The sequence below is a fragment of the Neorhizobium sp. 2083 genome (genome assembly GCF_031455615.1).
Taxonomy (GTDB): domain Bacteria; phylum Pseudomonadota; class Alphaproteobacteria; order Rhizobiales; family Rhizobiaceae; genus Neorhizobium.
In genome coordinates this window covers 128,696-143,693 of the sequence record NZ_JAVDTC010000003.1, presented here as the reverse complement: position 1 = coordinate 143,693, position 14,998 = coordinate 128,696, and the positions used below count along the sequence as shown (strand labels likewise).

The following is a 14,998-nucleotide window of genomic DNA, read 5'->3' as shown; positions in this document are numbered from 1 at the left end:
GCGCGCGGATAGCCAAAATCGTTGATCGCGTGAACTTTTGTTTCAGGCCAGCCGGAAATAGGCGGGACCTGAAACAAATCTTAATATGGCGGCAAACCATAAACAGGCGCCGCCGTGCTAATCAAAAAAATGAGCAAAGTGCATATGGATGGTGAAGGGAGCCAGAGCTTGTCGGACGCCTCTCGGATTCTGATTGTCGAGGATGACACACTAATCGCCGCCATGCTGCGCGATAGTCTTAACGAAAATGGAATGATCGCGGAGATCGCCCAAGACGGCGTTGCAATGGATATGCGCATGCGCACATCCAATTACGACTTGGTGATCCTTGATGTCATGCTGCCTGGCGAAAGCGGCCTTAGTCTGTGCCGGCGGCTGCGGGTTACGACCAACGTTCCCATCCTCATGCTGACGGCGGCCGACGCGGAAATCGACCGGATCGTCGGTCTCGAGATTGGCGCTGACGACTATGTCACGAAACCATTCAGCTTGCGGGAGCTCATCGCGCGGATCCGCGGCCTGCTGCGGCGCGCGGCCTTGCCTTCGCGAAAGGATACAAGACAAAGGCAACTGCGGTTTGACGGATGGTCCTTGGATCCCATTAGACGACAGCTCTACGATCCAACCAACGCACGCGTCGGATTGACAACGCATGAGTTTGATATCCTGCTTGCCTTTTGCCGAAACCCGGGCCGCGTTCTGACGCGAGAAGAACTCTTGGGGGTAACCCATGCTGGTTTGGCCGGTCCAATCGAGCGCAGCATTGACGTTCACATCAGTCGATTGAGGCAGAAGATCGAGCATGACGTCCGCGACCCAGTCGTTATCAAGACCGTGCGTCTCGGCGGCTACATGTTTACCGCGAATGTCGAGGAACTATGAGGCTGAGGCGTTTTCTTCCCATCACGATAAGAGGTCAGATCACGCTGATCATTGTTATGGCACTGATCGTTGTCAGCGTCGTCGGCAGATCATTGGAGCAGTGGGTGGAAAATACCGCCCCGGACATAGAAGACATCGCCACGCGCGTTGAGATGGTGGCGGAACTCTTGAAAATGGCTCCGCCCAGTACACGCGAAGCAATCCTTTCGTCATCGCGTGCGGCCGGCTGGCATCTCTCGCTGGAACCCTTTTCGGTCAGCGAGACCTTCACCGGACCGTCGGAACTTGAGGGCGCGCTGGGCTTGGTCATCGACCTGCTCTTTCCAACCGATAACACCCCCCCGCCACCCGTGGGAGGTTGGCGGACCTTCTGGAACGGGGAGAGAGTGATTGCATCGAAGGTTGACGACGACACGCTTCTCATCCTCTCCGGTTTTCCGGATACGATCTTGAACAGTACGATACTGAACGAAGGCCCCTATTATTCTGTCGCCATCTTCGTCCTGATCGCGTTCTTTTTTATATTCGCCATTCGCGTCATAACGGAGCCGATCAAACGCATTTCCGAAGCCGCCACCCATTCGGACATCGCAAACAGCGCGGAAATTTTCGAAGAACGCGGACCTGTCGAGATCGTTGCCCTCGCCCATGCTCTCAACGCAATGCGAAGCCGGATACGGGTGATGGTCGAATCAAGGACACGAATGTTGCGGGGCATTGGCCATGATCTTCGAACCCCATTGACCCGGTTACGGCTTCGGGCCGAGCGCATGGAGGACGGACCGATGCGCGAGGGGCTCTTGTCTGACGTCATGCGCATCGACAGCCTCTTGAACGAAGTCTTGAAATATCTCAGGGACGACTACGCGACCGAACCCATGCAGCGGACCGATGTGGCGAGCCTGCTGCAAACCGTCTGCGCGGAGTTCAGCGATGTTGGCTTCCCGGTCCGGTTCGAGGGGCCCAATCGGATGATCATCGATTGCAAACCACTGGCAATCATGCGCGCGGTGACCAACCTTTGCGACAATAGCGTCAAGTTCGCAACTGAGGTTATTGTTGGCCTACGAAAAGGTAAAGCCGGCTGCGAGATCATTGTGACCGATAACGGACCCGGAATTCCAGAACATCTGAGAACGCGGGTTTTCGAGCCCTTCTTCAAGGGAGATGATGCACGCACGCAAGGGCGGGAAGGCTTCGGCCTCGGACTTTCCATTGTCGCCGACATCGTGCATGCCCATCATGGCACCGTTTCTCTTGCGGGCAACGCGCCAAGCGGCCTGATTTTTCAGATTCTTATCCCGAGCTACGTCGATACCAGGACAACGATTGATGCAAAGAGGCCCTCGCTGGAGGTGAAATAGAAATACAGCCACCTTGGCTGGATGGGTGGCCTGTAACAACGCTGCCATTGCTCATCCCGGAGGTTTGGCATCGGTGTCGCCGCCCGATCGTTGCGGAGGATCCGTCAGAACATGTATCCGGGCCGCCGGTGGCCGGAGGCGATCTGGGTGTACGCTCGGGCGATGCTGCCGCTATGATGCCGGGGCCAAGCCCTCGGCACAATTCGCAGCCAGTTCGCCAATATGTCGAGCGCGCGTCACGCCCGACGATTCACCCGAACTTGCCCAGTCGAACCGCGCACGACGAGCGAAGCCTTGGTGATGGTCGTGGGGGTGATGGGGTTGCCTTCGCCATCTGATCGCTTTTCTCGAAAGCGACTGCATTCCCGATGTCCCGTCGAAAGGTTCTGCCGGCTATCTCACCCATAGCGCCCATTGCGCTCTCATCTTGATCGGGGAGGGAGCGGCCTGCGTCGCTGGCCAGCCGATGCAAGGGCGCGACGCGTTGAAGGCGATCGGTCTAGCGCCGCTTGCCCTGGGGGCAAAGGAGGGGCTGAGCCTCGTCAATGGCACTGCCTGCGCAACCGGGCTTGCAAGCATCGCCCTTTCCCGTGCAGCCCGGCTGCTCGACTGGGCTGACGCAATCGCCGCCCTCACCCTGGAAGCTGCCGGCTGTCAGATCGCAGCGTTCGACGAAGCGGTGCTTGCGCTGCGCCCTTCAAAGGGTATCGCGACTGTCGGAGCATCGCTGCGCAACCGGCTTTCAGGCAGCGGACTTGTGGCAGCCGCGCTTGGGAAGCGTACGCAGGATGCCCTCAGCATGCGCGCCATTCCCCATGCACATGTTGCTGCGCGCGATATTTTTGAACGGTCAACCGAGATCGTCGATCAAGAACTTGCCTCCGTGACCGACAATCCCGCGATCCTGGGCACGCCGGAAAATCCGATTGTCTCTTCGCAGGCGCATGCAGTTGCACAGGCGGCCGATAGCCTTGCGATTGCAATTGCCCAGATCGGCGCAATGAGCGAGCGGCGGACGGATCGCCTTGTCAATCCGCTCGTCAGTGGTCTGCCGCCCTTTCTTGCGAATGATGCCGGCAGCAATTCCGGGTTCATGATTGCCCAATATACGGCTGCGGCGCTGAGCAACGAGAACCGTCGCCTTGCTGCTCCTGCCTCCACGGACGGCGGGCTGACATCTGCTCTGCAAGAGGATTTCCTTGCCCATCCGACTGCAGCCGCAAACAAGCTCCTCGCCGTCATAGACAACGTCGAATATATTCTGGCGATTGAATTGATGGCCGCAGCGCAAGCCCATGATTTTTTGGAGACGGTCGCTCCACGCGCCGGAGGAACCGAGGAACTCCAGAAAATTGTCCGCGCATCCGTGCCGCACTATGCCGATGACCGTCCGCTTTCCGGCGATATGGAAGCATTGCGCGTGCTGTTGCGCGACCGGCCGCCGCCGCGATAATCTGACGAAGGACGCCTCGGGTGTCGCAGTGAATGCCGCAACGTTTTCACGGATCCAGTATAGTATCGCAATCAAGTCGCACGCCCTGAGGGATCAGAACCAAGGGTGCCGTGATCGGAATTTCCTCTCTCGGATTCGTTAAGTGAGATGATCGCCGTCATGCCGGGAAACGCTGGCCATCCTCCAGCGATAGGCCGGACCCTGCATAACTGTGGTTTATTCTTCGTCTCGAAATCGCTGGCGGGAAGGATGGCGATCACATCCCTAGCGGACTGCGGCGGTGAGCGGTAAAGACTAACGATCACTAACGGCTGTGGATTAGACATGCGCCTCCCTCTTGCCGCTTTGTTTGTCTCCCTCTTTGGAATAGGCGTCGTGCATGCCGCTGAGGCGGTTACCTATGCCGGCGCCATCGGCTCTCTGCCAATCATTCTTGAACTGACGTCGCCGGGTGCCGATGGATTGCGGGCCGGACGCTACGCCTATCTCGCAAAAGGCGGCGACATCCCTTTGCATGGTATGAAGGTCACGGGTCGCAGCGCCCTGCGGCTTTCCGAGGAGAAACCTTGTACCGAAAAGCTTTGCAAAACCGCCCATGGCGATGTCATTGATGTCGCGCCTATGGCCGCCGAATGGAATTTGATTGCCGAGGGCGCCGGCGCGCGGCTGTCCGGGACATGGCGGGACGAGGAGAGCGGTAAGACGCTGCCGGTCAACCTCGTCAGGAAGGGCAAACGGACGATTTCCGACACTGAGCCAAATCTGCTCGATGCGCTCGATCCAAGTTATGCGCAGACCGGGACCGACCAGCCGACGGTACTGAGTGAGGACAGCCTGCCCTACGATTTCCTGAAGATGGATCGGCCACTCAAGCAAGGCGTCCCGACAGATCTTGGAGGCAAGAGTTATCGGATGGACGAAGACAGGCGTACCGGACTCTCCTATCCGGTCGTTCTGTCGATTGGAAAAGTCGACCCTGCACCGCTCAACCGCTATCTAGCGCAACAGCGCCTGCAATTCGCCCTCCCTGCCTTTTCCTGCATGGCAAGAGCTTATCTCGGCTTCGGTTGGTCAGGACAGGATGCGGAAGGTACCAGCGGATATGACGGCGGTGGATCTGTCACGGTCGAACATCTGACGTCGCGCCTTATGGGCATTGCGGAGGGCGGCAGCTATTGGTGCGGGGGCGCGCATCCGAGTAATTTCGGAGAGCATCGCCTTGCCGATGCGCGCACAGGCAAAGCGCTTGTGCCCGAAACGATGTTACGCGGCTGGGCTGCAACCAACGCGAACGGTACAGTAGTCGATCCATCGACGGTCGCGGATCCGTCATTGCTCAGCTTCGGCCCAAACGAAGACCTCATCCAGTTCGTCATCGAAAACCGCGACCAATCCGATGATGAGACTGAGAAGGATTGTAATTACAACGACCTCATCCGCAGCAATCTCGCCGTATATTTCACCCAGGAGGAGCTGATTTTCACTCTGCAGGGTCTTCCGCACGTCATATTCGCCTGTACTGACGATCTCCTGAAAGTACCACTCAAGGATTCGCGTCCGCTTCTCACCGATGCGGGTGCCGGATATTTCGAGGTTCTGGATCGCTAAAGTTCGTTTGCTTACGCTGCTTTGTTGATCTCGACCCTGTGCGATGCGGGGTCGCGGAGATGGGGCTGCGGCATCGTCCCCACCCGTGATGAGGTTCTGTCGCGCGTCACCGCATGGAAAAGCTCGCCGACGGTGACAGGCATAAGAAGCTGAAGGCGCTAGGAACTGCTGTAGCGGGCTAAAGCATCAAGCAACTGGCTTGTGTTGTCGATCGAGAATTGCACACGCTCGCCCGGCCAAACGGTTTCAGAATAGGAGATTGGCGTTCCCTTCATATCGACATCTATTTTCTTGAGCATAATGACTGGCTGGGAATTACTCTGCTCGAGCAACCGCGCCTCGTCTGCAGTCGGCATCCGGACAATGATATCCGTCCTGAGCCGGATGTAGTCGGGCACGCCGTATTCGGCGAGGATCAGCGTTACGCTGCGGCCACTTGCCCGCGCCTTGTCCATGCCCGGAAAACGTCTGACGGGATAATAAGCATTTGAAAGGTTGATCGGCTCCTCGTCTGCGAAGCCGCGCCTTACGATATGATAAACCGGCTCGCCTCTTGGCAGTCGCAATGCGTCCGCCACCGTCGCCGAGGCCCGCATCTCTTCCTCACGCACGGCCTGTCCAAGCGGCTCCCTGCCCTGTTCGAGCAGGTTCTGAGAAAAGCGGGTCCTTTCGGAAAGGCGATAATCGAGCCTGCCGTCGCGCACGAAGGTTCCGCGACCCTGCTCCACCTGCACCAGGCCCCGACCCTCAAGACTGGAGATAGCCCGGCGAATCGTATGGCGGCCGACGCCAAAGCGCTCCATCAGGTCCGCTTCCTTGGGAAGCTGGGCCTTGGGAGACAACCGGCCATTCAGTATATCATCGGCAATATCCTCCTCCACCTGCTGCCACTGCCCATGGGACGATTTTTTATCCATGACCGCTAAGACCCGACATTTCCTAAATCATTCGAATGTCCCATACCTTTCGCCCTAACCTCTTGCAATCGCGATATTCGCCCCGATCTGTCATGCCTTCGTAAAGCCACTGGATTAGTACTGGGCAAGAGGAATCACCGCCTGCCTTCACACAGCTGTCATTGACGCCCCCTAAGGGAAATATCCGAATTAATCCCTTTTCATCCGAATGTTTGGAGCGGAATATGGCGGAAATCAATCGTCGGCAATTCGTGGCTGGAGCAACGGCAGCAATTGGCGCAAGCGCGATCATGGCGCGTCCAGCGTTTTCCGCCGATGCGACCGTCGAAGTGTCGAGCATCTGGGGTTCGGACAAGCCGTTCCAGAAGGTCGTCGATGCCTTCAACGCCAGGAAGCTCGGCGTCACCGTCGTTAGCCGTTTCGACGGCGACTATGAATCGGCAACCGCCAAGGCCGTCGCCAGCGTCGCCGCAGGCCGCCCGCCGGCGATGATGATCACCGGCTGGAAGTTCGGTTATTTCGCCAAGCGCACGCTCGGCGCCCGCGACCTGCGCGAGATCAATCCCGCGAAGGCCGATGCGATCATCAACAGCTTCCGCCCGTCCGTTCACCCGCTCGTCACCATCGACGGTTCGCTGATCGGTCTTCCCTGGGCCATGTCCACGCCGATCACCTTCATCAACAGTGAGCTGTGGAAGTCCGCCGGCCTCGATCCGAACCTACCGGAAACCATCGACACCAAGTGGCTTTACGAAAACGCCCGCAAGCTTGACGCAGCGCTGAAGGGCAAGCACCCGACCTATCGTTCGGCTCTGGCGCTGTCCAACAACGAATGGACCAGCCAGTCCTTCATCCAGAACGCCGGCGGCTATATCATCGATCCGCAGGGCAATCTGGCGCTGAACAGCCTCGAAGCCGTTGCCGGCATGACGGAATTCTGCGCCCCGGCCGGTGAAGGCCTGTGGCTCCCCGTCTCCGCCAAGGATCAGGACGCCGCCTTCGAATCCGGTGCGCTCGCCATCTGCACCACGAGTTCGACCCGCGCCGCGACCTTCCCGCTCGGTGCCGCCAAGGCGATCACCACCAAGTTCCCGGGCATGCCGGGCCATGCCCGCAAGATGAACAGCGGCGGCAATTTCCTCGCGGTCTACACCAAGAACAAGGAACAGGCCGAAGCCTCACTTGCTTTCCTGGAATTCTGCGCCTCCAAGGAAGGCCAGACGATTTGGTCGCAAGTCGGCTACCTCAACACCTCGGTTCACGACGTGCCTTTGATCAACGACTTCATGAAGCCGGCCGCTGCCCAGCTGACTGACGGCCTGACAGCCGAAACCATCTGGCCCGGCAAGCGCGGCCTGGAAGGCCAGGATGTCTGGCGCAAGTGGGTTTCGCGCATGCTGCTCAAGGACGTCACCCCGGCTGATGGCGTCAAGGGCGCCCATCAGGAACTCGCAGGCTTGATCGCGGCCTAAACATGTCCTCTCGCTTCCGATTGCTGGTCCCCTACCTGTTCGTGGGGCCAGCCGTTCTGTCCGTGGCGATCTTTTTGTACGGCCCGCTGGTCGCCTCCGCGCTGCTGTCGGTGTTCGACTGGAATCTGCTGTCTTCCGACCTGAGCTTCGTCGGTGCGAAGAACTATGCGACGGTCTTTTCCAATGTGGATTTCCGCACGGCCGCCTGGAATACCGTGCTCTATTGCATCATCCTCATTCCCGCGCAGATCATCCTGCCACTCCTGCTGGCGCTGATGATCCATTCGGTGCGCAAGAGTCCGCTGCAGGGCCTTTACCGCGGCAGCCTGTTCCTGCCGACCATCGTCGCCTATTCGGTGGCGGGCGTGGCATGGTCCTGGCTGTTCAACCCGGTCAACGGCCTGTTCAACGAAATCTTCGGCTATCTCGGCTTTCCGCCGTCACGCTGGCATACCGATCCGAACCTAGCTTTGCTTTGCGTCTGCCTCGTCACATTCTGGAAGACGTTCGGGCTGAACATGCTGCTCTGGCTTGCAGCCCTCGCCAACCTGCCGCATGAACTGCGCGAGGCTTCGCAACTCGATGGCGCAAGCCCGCGACGGCATTTCTTCACCATCAGCCTGCCGCTGATGACGCCCACCGCCTTCTTCATCAGCGTCACCACTTTCTTCCATGTTCTCGACGATATCGTCGGCGTCATCGATGTTCTGACCCACGGTGGCCCGGCGGGGCGCAGTTCCAGCCTTCTCTACTTCCTCTGGCAGCAGGGTCTGCGCTTCTTCCAGTTCGGACCGGCGAGCGCAGTAGCAATGGTCGTCATCGTTATGGTCCTGCTCGTCACCTGGCTGCAGTTCCGTGTCGCCGAAAAGCGGGTGCATTACGGATGAGCGACCGCCTTTCCCTCCACCGGCTGTTCATCCATGCGGTGCTGCTGGTGACCTGTTTTATCACCGTTTTCCCGCTGGTGTGGATGATGTCCTCTGCCTTCACGCCGAACGACCTCATCGCCGACAAGATGATCCGCTTCTGGCCGGAAAACCCGACGCTTGCGAATTTCACAGAAGCAGCAAGCCGCCATCCGATATGGATGTGGCTGTGGAACTCGATCCTGACCGCAACGCTGATCACGGTCGGCAAGCTCCTGCTGGCGGTGCCGGCAGGCTTCGCCTTCGGGCGCATGGCATTTCCCGGCAAACAGCCGTTGTTCTGGTTCGTCATCGCCACCATGTCCTTCCCGTCGGTTCTCGCCATTATCCCGACGTATATCGGCGTGGTGAAGCTGCAGGCCTTCGACACCTATGGCGCGATGATCATCCCTTCGATCCCCTATATCGGCTTCTACGTCTTCTACATGCGCCAGGCCTTCCAATCGCTGCCGGGCTCGATGTTCGAGGCAGCTAAGATAGACGGATCAGGCCTCTGGCGGCAGTTCACGGAAATGGGTATCCCGAACGTCATTCCCTCGATTGCGGCACTTTCGGTCATATCCTTCATGGGCGCCTGGAATATCTACCTCTGGGGCCAACTCGTTCTCGAAGATTCGTTCAAGAAGACCCTGACAACCGGCATCGCCACCTTCGCCGATCTCGAAGGAACGGGGCAGAGCTGGGGTCCGCTGATGGCGACAAGCCTGCTTTCGATCGTGCCCGTCCTCGTGATATTCCTGTTCGCGCAGCACTATATCGTCGATGCGCTCGCACCAGGGATCGATGAAAGATAAGGCAGCCATGCACCGCGTGATCGTCATCGGCTCGGTCAACCATGACCGCATCTGGCAACTCGACGATCCGCTGGTGCGGGGTGGCCGGCTGCGGTTTTCCTCGCGTGAAATCCATCTCGGTGGCGGCGGTTTTTTCACCGGCTGCCAGCTTCTGGACCTTGGCGCCGACGTCGCCCTCGTCAATCGGCTGATGCGGGACGAACAAGGCCTCTCGGCCCTCAAGGTGTTGCAGGACATGGGTTTCGACACCGAACAGGTGGCGCTGCACGCGGGCGAAACCAAACCTCTCGAAATCCTGCTCGAACCAAACGGCGAGAGGACGATCCTGTATCCCGGCGAGCGCAACAGTCCGCTGTTTTCGGCGAGCTCGGAACTTCGCGGCGATGCAGCCTATCTCAACGCCCTGAACATCGACGCCGGTCTGGTCGCACAACTTGACACCATCCCGCTCGTCATTTCGCAACTGCCACTCCGCCCGGCAACGCCGCGCCCCGCCGACTATGTCATCTCATCGCGAGACGATGCGGCGGACGGAATTGAGATCGTCTGGCATCGCGCCCAGTCGATTGCCGGACCGCGCCTAAAAAAGCTGGTCCTCACCGACGGCCCTCGCCCGATCACGCTGTTTGACGGCGTTGATGCCATTCAGGTGGCTCCAGCCGCGCCCGTTCACGTCAAGAACACGATCGGCGCCGGCGACCGATTCAGCGGCGCTTTCCTTTATGCCCTGCTCGATGGCGAGACCGAGGTTGCCGCCGCAATCAGGGCAAGCCACCAGACTGCCGACTGGCTGCGTCTCCGCGCCGGCGCCTGATCCTGGGCGAACGTCCTCCCGCAAAAATACCGAAAAAATCGATCCGGACACACAACTGTCATCCAAGACGATTATAGAATAATTCATCCGAATGAATTATTCACTCATCCGAATATATGGATTGACCATGATGCGGACGGAACGCCCGAAATGGGGCCAGTGGCAATCCATTGAAAAGCAGATCAGTCGGGACATTGCGTCCGGGGCTCTGGCTCCGCGCAGTCAGCTCCCGACCGAGCTGGAAATCATGCAGCGCTTCGGCGTTGGCCGGCACACGGTGAGGCGGGCGATCTCCGAATTGGCCGCCGCGGGCAAGGTGCGGGTCGAACAGGGCCGGGGGACTTTCGTCGAGGAGCAGTCGGTCATCCGGTATGCCATTGCCAAGCGCACGCGCTTCAGCCGCAACCTGAAGGAACAGGGGCGCGTCCCTTCCGGCCAGCCGATCGACGAGATGGAGATCGCAGCCCCGCCGATCGTCGCTGCGGCCTTGCGCGTTCCGGAAGGTTCGAAGGTCTACATGATCATCCGGCGCAGCTTTGCCGATGACGTGCCGGTCAGCGTCAGCCGCACCTATCACCCGGTAGAGCGTTTTCCGGATATGCCGGAGCGCCGGCGCACCGGTTCTTCGGTAACCGAAATCTACCGGGATTTCGGCATTTCCGACTATGTGCGCCACACCACAACCATCCTCACCCGCCTGCCGATTGCCGAGGAATCCCGGCTTCTGGCGCAGTCGCCGGAACAGCCCATTCTCGTCACCCAGAAGGTCGACGTCGATATGGAAGGCCGACCGATCGCCTATTCCGACGTGGTCTGGGCCGGCGAGAGAATGCAGTTCGTCATCGACAACGATGAAACGCCCGCAGGTCGGGCAGTAGGAATATCCGAAGAGAGGAAGACCAATGACTGACGTGGCGACCGGGGAACCGGTCATCGGAGCCTATGCCCTGGGAACCTATACCCATGTGCAGGCGCTCGACATTCTGGCGGCGAGCCGCCCGGAACCCATCAAGGCCTGCGCCGAAAGTGTACTGACCGACCTCGGCGGGGTCTCGGTGATCACCAACCGCACTGGGCTCGCGATGCTGCCGTTTATGGATACGGTGCGCAACACCGCCTTCCATCTCGGCGAAGTCCTTATCGCCGAAGCGCATATCCGCGTTCCGGATCGCAATGTCGAAGGGTACGGCGCCGTAACCGGCCGCGATCTCGAACACGCGATGGCGATGGCCGTCATCGACGCAGCGATCGCCGCCAGCCATCAGACCGGCCCCATCCTTCAACTGCTCGATACCGAACGCCTGCACCAGGAAGAAACCGATCGCGAGCGGCTGAAAAAGGTCGAGGCGACCCGCGTGCAGATGGAGACCTTCTGACCGTGACGCTCTCCCTCCTCCCCACCGCAGATGACAGCCGCACCAATGCGACGTTCGATGAACTGATGTGGGCGCTGAGCCGCCCCGGCCTCGTCCGCACCTTGCCCTTCGGGGGCTTCGAGACGCTGGCCGAAAGCCTGCTCGACCGCGAATGCACCTTCTTCGCCGCCGATAACGCGGCGCTCGACCAGCGGCTTGCCAATACCGGCGCCCAGCGCGCGGCGCTGGAAAAGGCCGAATACGTCTTCGCCTCACTCGGCTCCGAAGCTGAAGTCAAGGCACTTTCGACGATCAGCATCGGCTCGTTGCCTTACCCGGACGAGGCTGCGACGCTCTTCGCGCTGGCCACTATCGGTTCGGGCCGATCGCTCCGCCTTACCGGCCCCGGCATCAAGGGCTCGCTGACGATCCAGATCGGCGGCATCGATCCGTCCTTCTGGTCAATGCGTCAGAAGGCGATCCGGTATCCGCTCGGCTGGGATCTCTATCTCGTCGATGCCGACCGGCTGGTCGGCATCCCCCGTTCCACGAAAATCGAGGTGCTCTGATGGCCTATGTAGCTACCCGTGGCGGCGAACGCGCGATCGAACAGGCCGAAAGGCTGTTCCGCGGCGATCTCGGCACGATCACCCGCGCCCGTATCGATGAGGTTCGCAAGGGCCTTCCCTACCTGATCGACCGCGTCATGGGCGAAGCGTCGCTCTATGAGCCCGACCTCGCAGCGCTCGCCATCGCCCAGGCGGGCGGCGAACTTTATGAAGCGGTCCTGCTGCTGCGCGCCTACCGCACCACGCAGCCGCGGCTTGCCGTCTGCGAGCCGGTCGCCCAGGCGGACCTCTTCACCGTCCGCCGCATCTCGGCGGCCTTCAAGGATATTCCGGGTGGCCAGATCCTCGGACCGACACTCGATTATTCGCACCGACTGCTGCAGGTCAGCGTGCTGAAAGGCGAGGATTACACCCCCGATCAGGTCATCCCGGCCGCCGAGCCGGCACCGGCGACCCAGCCGTCGCTCGCCGCCTGGCAGAAGGTACAGGGCCTGATCGAGGACTACCCAACCGAAACCGTAGTTCCCGACGATATCCCCGATCTCACCCGCGAGCCGCTGCTTTTCCCGGTCAACCGTGCCCATAAGCTGCAGAGCCTCGCCCGCGCAGACACCGGCGGCACGTTAGCCCTCGGTTACGCCACCATGCGTGGCTACGGTTCGGTCCACCCGACCGTCAACGAACTGCGCCTCGCGGAAGCGCCGGTGCGGCTACGCCATCCACGCGGCACCGTCTTCAGCGCCGGCCGCGTGCGTGTCAGCCAGACCGAGGTCATCACCAAGACCCACGAATTACAGCTCGGCTTCTCGGCCACCTTCGGCTGGAACGAGGTGAAGGTGATCTCGGCGGCAACACTGGATATCGCCTCCCGCCAGCCGAACCCGCATCCGGCTTCCAACGAGGAATTCGTGCTCTACCACACCGAGCCGGTCGAAAGCTCCGGCTTCTGCATCCACTTCAAGCTTCCCCACTATGTCACCTTCCAGTCGAGCCTCGACGCGCTTCGCCGCGTCAAGGCCGACAAGGAGACCGCGGCTTCCAAGCCGGTAGGTAAGGAAGAGCTTTCCGAACAAGAAGACGAGGAAGAGGTCGCGCTGTGACAACGCTGCAGGAACTCACCAGGCCCTGGGCGGCCTTCAACTACGGTTTCCTCGATGAATCGGCCAAGCGTGAACTGCGCCGCCGCATCCTGAAGGCGATCGCTGTACCCGGCTATCAGGTACCTTATGCCAGTCGCGAAGTGCCGATCGCTCGCGGCTGGGGCACCGGCGGCCTGCAGGTCACATTGACGCTCCTGAAGCCGGACTCGATCGTCAAGGTCATCGACCAGGGCTCGGACGATAGCGTCAACGCCAGCAGCATCCGCAAGTTCGTCGGCCGCGTCGGCGGCGCGGTCGAAACCGAGGATACGCAGGAGGCGACCATCATCCAGTCCCGCCACCGCATTCCGGAGGAAAAACTCCGCGAAGACCAGATCCTCGTGCTGCAGGTGCCGAACCCGGAACCGCTGCGCCCCGTCCAGCCGGACATGTCAGTCGCCCGCGAAATGCACGGCGATGCCGATTACGGCCAGCTCTGGCTGATCCTATACGAACAGCTCGTCCGCTCCGGCCGCATCATGCAGGGATCCAGCTATCCCAGCATGGTCAACGGCCGCCACGTCATGACGCCCTCGCCGATTCCGCGCTGGGACGTGCCGAAACTCAACCAGGCGGATCATCTGACGATCCTGTCGGCCGGCCGCGAAAAGCGCATCTTCGCCGTGCCGCCCTATACCAGCGTCGAACCGCTGGTCTTTGATGACGTGCCCTACCGGGTTGAGGATCATCAGGACAAAACCTGCTACCGCAGCAATGTCACCGGCTATTTCATGAACGAGCTGCCGCAGGACGACGGCTCGTCGCAATACGAACTCTCCGACAGCCATTTCGGCGTCAAGCACATCCACAAGTCGGAAGGCGAGACGATCGAGATCGGCGAAACCTGGTACAACAACGGAAAGATGGACTGATGGCCGCCCTCACTCTCGACAACCCGGGCGGCCTGAAGCGCCAGCCGCCGCGGCTGATGCCAGGCGACCCGATCCTGAAAATGCGCGGCATCGCCAAGAATTACGGCAATGTCATCGCGCTCGCCGGTGTCGATGCCACCGTCTATCCGGGCGAAGTGCTCGGCATCGTTGGTGAATCCGGCTCCGGCAAATCGACGCTGCTGCGCATGATGAACCTCGAGGACACGCCGGATACCGGCGCCTATAATCTGGCGCTTCCGGGCCATGAGGACCGCAACCTCTTTACGCTCGATCGCTTCGAGCGCCGCATGCTGCGCGCCCATCATATCGGCATCGTCTACCAGAACCCGCATCTCGGCTTGCTGATGAACCACACGAGCAGCGGCAATGTCGCCGAACGCCTGCTGATCGCGGGAAAACGCAACTTCGCCGAACTGCGCGCCCGCGCAAAAGAATCCCTCGACGCCTCGGAATTCCCGAGCGACCGCATGGATGCCCGTCCGCGCGAGCTTTCAGGCGGCATGCAGCAGCGCGTCCAGCTTGCCAAGGCGATCGCGCTGGAACCGGCCGTGCTCCTCCTCGACGAACCGACCACCGGCCTCGATGTCAGCGTCCAGGCACTGGTGCTCGATACGCTGAAAAGGCTGCAGCGGGATCGTTCGATCACCATGGTTCTCGTCTCCCATGATCTTGGCGTCATACGCACGATGGCTGACCGGGTTATGGTTATGCGCCGCGGCGAAGTGGTGGAACAGGGTTTGGCCGACCAGATCTTCCAGGACCCGCAGCATAGCTACACCCAGCAACTCGTTCACGCGAAACTCTGAAAGGGA

At 60.3% G+C, this 14,998-nt stretch carries 14 protein-coding genes and 1 pseudogene; 14 read left to right on the top strand and 1 reads right to left on the bottom strand.

Features of this window, described 5'->3' with window-relative positions; translation table 11 throughout:
• The first annotated feature begins 144 nt into the window (after nt 1-144).
• From J2X76_RS13440 to J2X76_RS13425, 4 genes and pseudogenes are all read left to right on the top strand, one after another.
• On the top strand, nt 145-882 hold the full coding sequence (locus tag J2X76_RS13440; protein ID WP_310218020.1) for a response regulator transcription factor: 738 nt from the start codon (nt 145-147) through the stop codon (nt 880-882).
• 56 nt (nt 883-938) lie between these two features.
• Nucleotides 939-2,246, top strand: a complete 1,308-nt coding sequence (locus J2X76_RS13435; protein ID WP_310216855.1) for an ATP-binding protein — start codon at nt 939-941, stop codon at nt 2,244-2,246.
• Nucleotides 2,247-2,571: 325 nt separating this feature from the next.
• A pseudogene (hutH, locus tag J2X76_RS13430) lies at nt 2,572-3,699 on the top strand (histidine ammonia-lyase); the annotation flags it as partial.
• Nucleotides 3,700-4,023: 324 nt separating this feature from the next.
• Nucleotides 4,024-5,307 carry a hypothetical protein gene (locus tag J2X76_RS13425; protein ID WP_310216853.1) on the top strand — a complete coding sequence of 428 codons (1,284 nt, stop codon included), beginning with the start codon at nt 4,024-4,026 and terminating at the stop codon, nt 5,305-5,307.
• Nucleotides 5,308-5,465: 158 nt separating this feature from the next.
• Here the strand turns inward: J2X76_RS13425 and phnF (J2X76_RS13420) are convergent, their stop codons facing one another.
• A complete protein-coding gene (gene phnF, locus J2X76_RS13420; RefSeq protein ID WP_310216851.1) occupies nt 5,466-6,224 on the bottom strand; it encodes a phosphonate metabolism transcriptional regulator PhnF in 759 nt (252 codons plus the stop codon).
• A gap of 224 nt (nt 6,225-6,448) precedes the next feature.
• Between phnF (J2X76_RS13420) and J2X76_RS13415 the strand changes: the two genes are divergently transcribed.
• The 10 genes from J2X76_RS13415 (at nt 6,449) to J2X76_RS13370 (ending at nt 14,992) form a co-directional block, all read left to right on the top strand.
• Nucleotides 6,449-7,696 carry an extracellular solute-binding protein gene (locus J2X76_RS13415; RefSeq protein WP_310216849.1) on the top strand — a complete coding sequence of 416 codons (1,248 nt, stop codon included), beginning with the start codon at nt 6,449-6,451 and terminating at the stop codon, nt 7,694-7,696.
• Between the two features lie 2 nt (nt 7,697-7,698).
• Entirely contained in the window at nt 7,699-8,583 is an 885-nt protein-coding gene (locus J2X76_RS13410; protein WP_310216847.1) for a sugar ABC transporter permease, read from the top strand.
• On the top strand, nt 8,580-9,416 hold the full coding sequence (locus tag J2X76_RS13405; RefSeq protein WP_310216844.1) for a carbohydrate ABC transporter permease: 837 nt from the start codon (nt 8,580-8,582) through the stop codon (nt 9,414-9,416). Before J2X76_RS13410 ends, J2X76_RS13405 begins: the two co-directional genes overlap by 4 nt.
• Nucleotides 9,406-10,230 carry a PfkB family carbohydrate kinase gene (locus J2X76_RS13400; RefSeq protein WP_310216843.1) on the top strand — a complete coding sequence of 275 codons (825 nt, stop codon included), beginning with the start codon at nt 9,406-9,408 and terminating at the stop codon, nt 10,228-10,230. Before J2X76_RS13405 ends, J2X76_RS13400 begins: the two co-directional genes overlap by 11 nt.
• 127 nt (nt 10,231-10,357) lie before the next feature.
• Entirely contained in the window at nt 10,358-11,140 is a 783-nt protein-coding gene (phnF, locus tag J2X76_RS13395; protein ID WP_310216840.1) for a phosphonate metabolism transcriptional regulator PhnF, read from the top strand.
• Nucleotides 11,133-11,606 carry a phosphonate C-P lyase system protein PhnG gene (locus tag J2X76_RS13390; RefSeq protein WP_310216838.1) on the top strand — a complete coding sequence of 158 codons (474 nt, stop codon included), beginning with the start codon at nt 11,133-11,135 and terminating at the stop codon, nt 11,604-11,606. Before phnF (J2X76_RS13395) ends, J2X76_RS13390 begins: the two co-directional genes overlap by 8 nt.
• Before the next feature lie 2 nt (nt 11,607-11,608).
• The gene (gene phnH / locus J2X76_RS13385; RefSeq protein ID WP_310216836.1) at nt 11,609-12,154 is read left to right on the top strand and encodes a phosphonate C-P lyase system protein PhnH; all 546 of its coding nucleotides are present in this window, start codon (nt 11,609-11,611) and stop codon (nt 12,152-12,154) included.
• Entirely contained in the window at nt 12,154-13,254 is a 1,101-nt protein-coding gene (locus J2X76_RS13380) for a carbon-phosphorus lyase complex subunit PhnI (protein WP_310216834.1), read from the top strand. Before phnH ends, J2X76_RS13380 begins: the two co-directional genes overlap by 1 nt.
• Entirely contained in the window at nt 13,251-14,165 is a 915-nt protein-coding gene (locus tag J2X76_RS13375; protein WP_310216832.1) for an alpha-D-ribose 1-methylphosphonate 5-phosphate C-P-lyase PhnJ, read from the top strand. The genes J2X76_RS13380 and J2X76_RS13375 overlap by 4 nt, the downstream gene beginning before the upstream one ends.
• The gene (locus J2X76_RS13370) at nt 14,165-14,992 is read left to right on the top strand and encodes an ATP-binding cassette domain-containing protein (RefSeq protein ID WP_310216829.1); all 828 of its coding nucleotides are present in this window, start codon (nt 14,165-14,167) and stop codon (nt 14,990-14,992) included. Before J2X76_RS13375 ends, J2X76_RS13370 begins: the two co-directional genes overlap by 1 nt.
• The last annotated feature ends 6 nt before the right edge of the window (nt 14,993-14,998 follow it).

Excerpts from the sequence above, each read along its gene's own strand:
- J2X76_RS13440 (WP_310218020.1), top strand. The coding sequence starts at position 145 with ATGGATGGTGAAGGGAGCCAGAGCTTGTCGGACGCCTCTCGGATTCTG.
- J2X76_RS13435 (WP_310216855.1), top strand. The coding sequence starts at position 939 with ATGGCACTGATCGTTGTCAGCGTCGTCGGCAGATCATTGGAGCAGTGG.
- J2X76_RS13425 (WP_310216853.1), top strand. The coding sequence starts at position 4,024 with ATGCGCCTCCCTCTTGCCGCTTTGTTTGTCTCCCTCTTTGGAATAGGC.
- phnF (WP_310216851.1), bottom strand. The coding sequence starts at position 6,224 with ATGGATAAAAAATCGTCCCATGGGCAGTGGCAGCAGGTGGAGGAGGAT.
- J2X76_RS13415 (WP_310216849.1), top strand. The coding sequence starts at position 6,449 with ATGGCGGAAATCAATCGTCGGCAATTCGTGGCTGGAGCAACGGCAGCA.
- J2X76_RS13410 (WP_310216847.1), top strand. The coding sequence starts at position 7,699 with ATGTCCTCTCGCTTCCGATTGCTGGTCCCCTACCTGTTCGTGGGGCCA.
- J2X76_RS13405 (WP_310216844.1), top strand. The coding sequence starts at position 8,580 with ATGAGCGACCGCCTTTCCCTCCACCGGCTGTTCATCCATGCGGTGCTG.
- J2X76_RS13400 (WP_310216843.1), top strand. The coding sequence starts at position 9,406 with ATGAAAGATAAGGCAGCCATGCACCGCGTGATCGTCATCGGCTCGGTC.
- phnF (WP_310216840.1), top strand. The coding sequence starts at position 10,358 with ATGATGCGGACGGAACGCCCGAAATGGGGCCAGTGGCAATCCATTGAA.
- J2X76_RS13390 (WP_310216838.1), top strand. The coding sequence starts at position 11,133 with ATGACTGACGTGGCGACCGGGGAACCGGTCATCGGAGCCTATGCCCTG.
- J2X76_RS13380 (WP_310216834.1), top strand. The coding sequence starts at position 12,154 with ATGGCCTATGTAGCTACCCGTGGCGGCGAACGCGCGATCGAACAGGCC.
- J2X76_RS13370 (WP_310216829.1), top strand. The coding sequence starts at position 14,165 with ATGGCCGCCCTCACTCTCGACAACCCGGGCGGCCTGAAGCGCCAGCCG.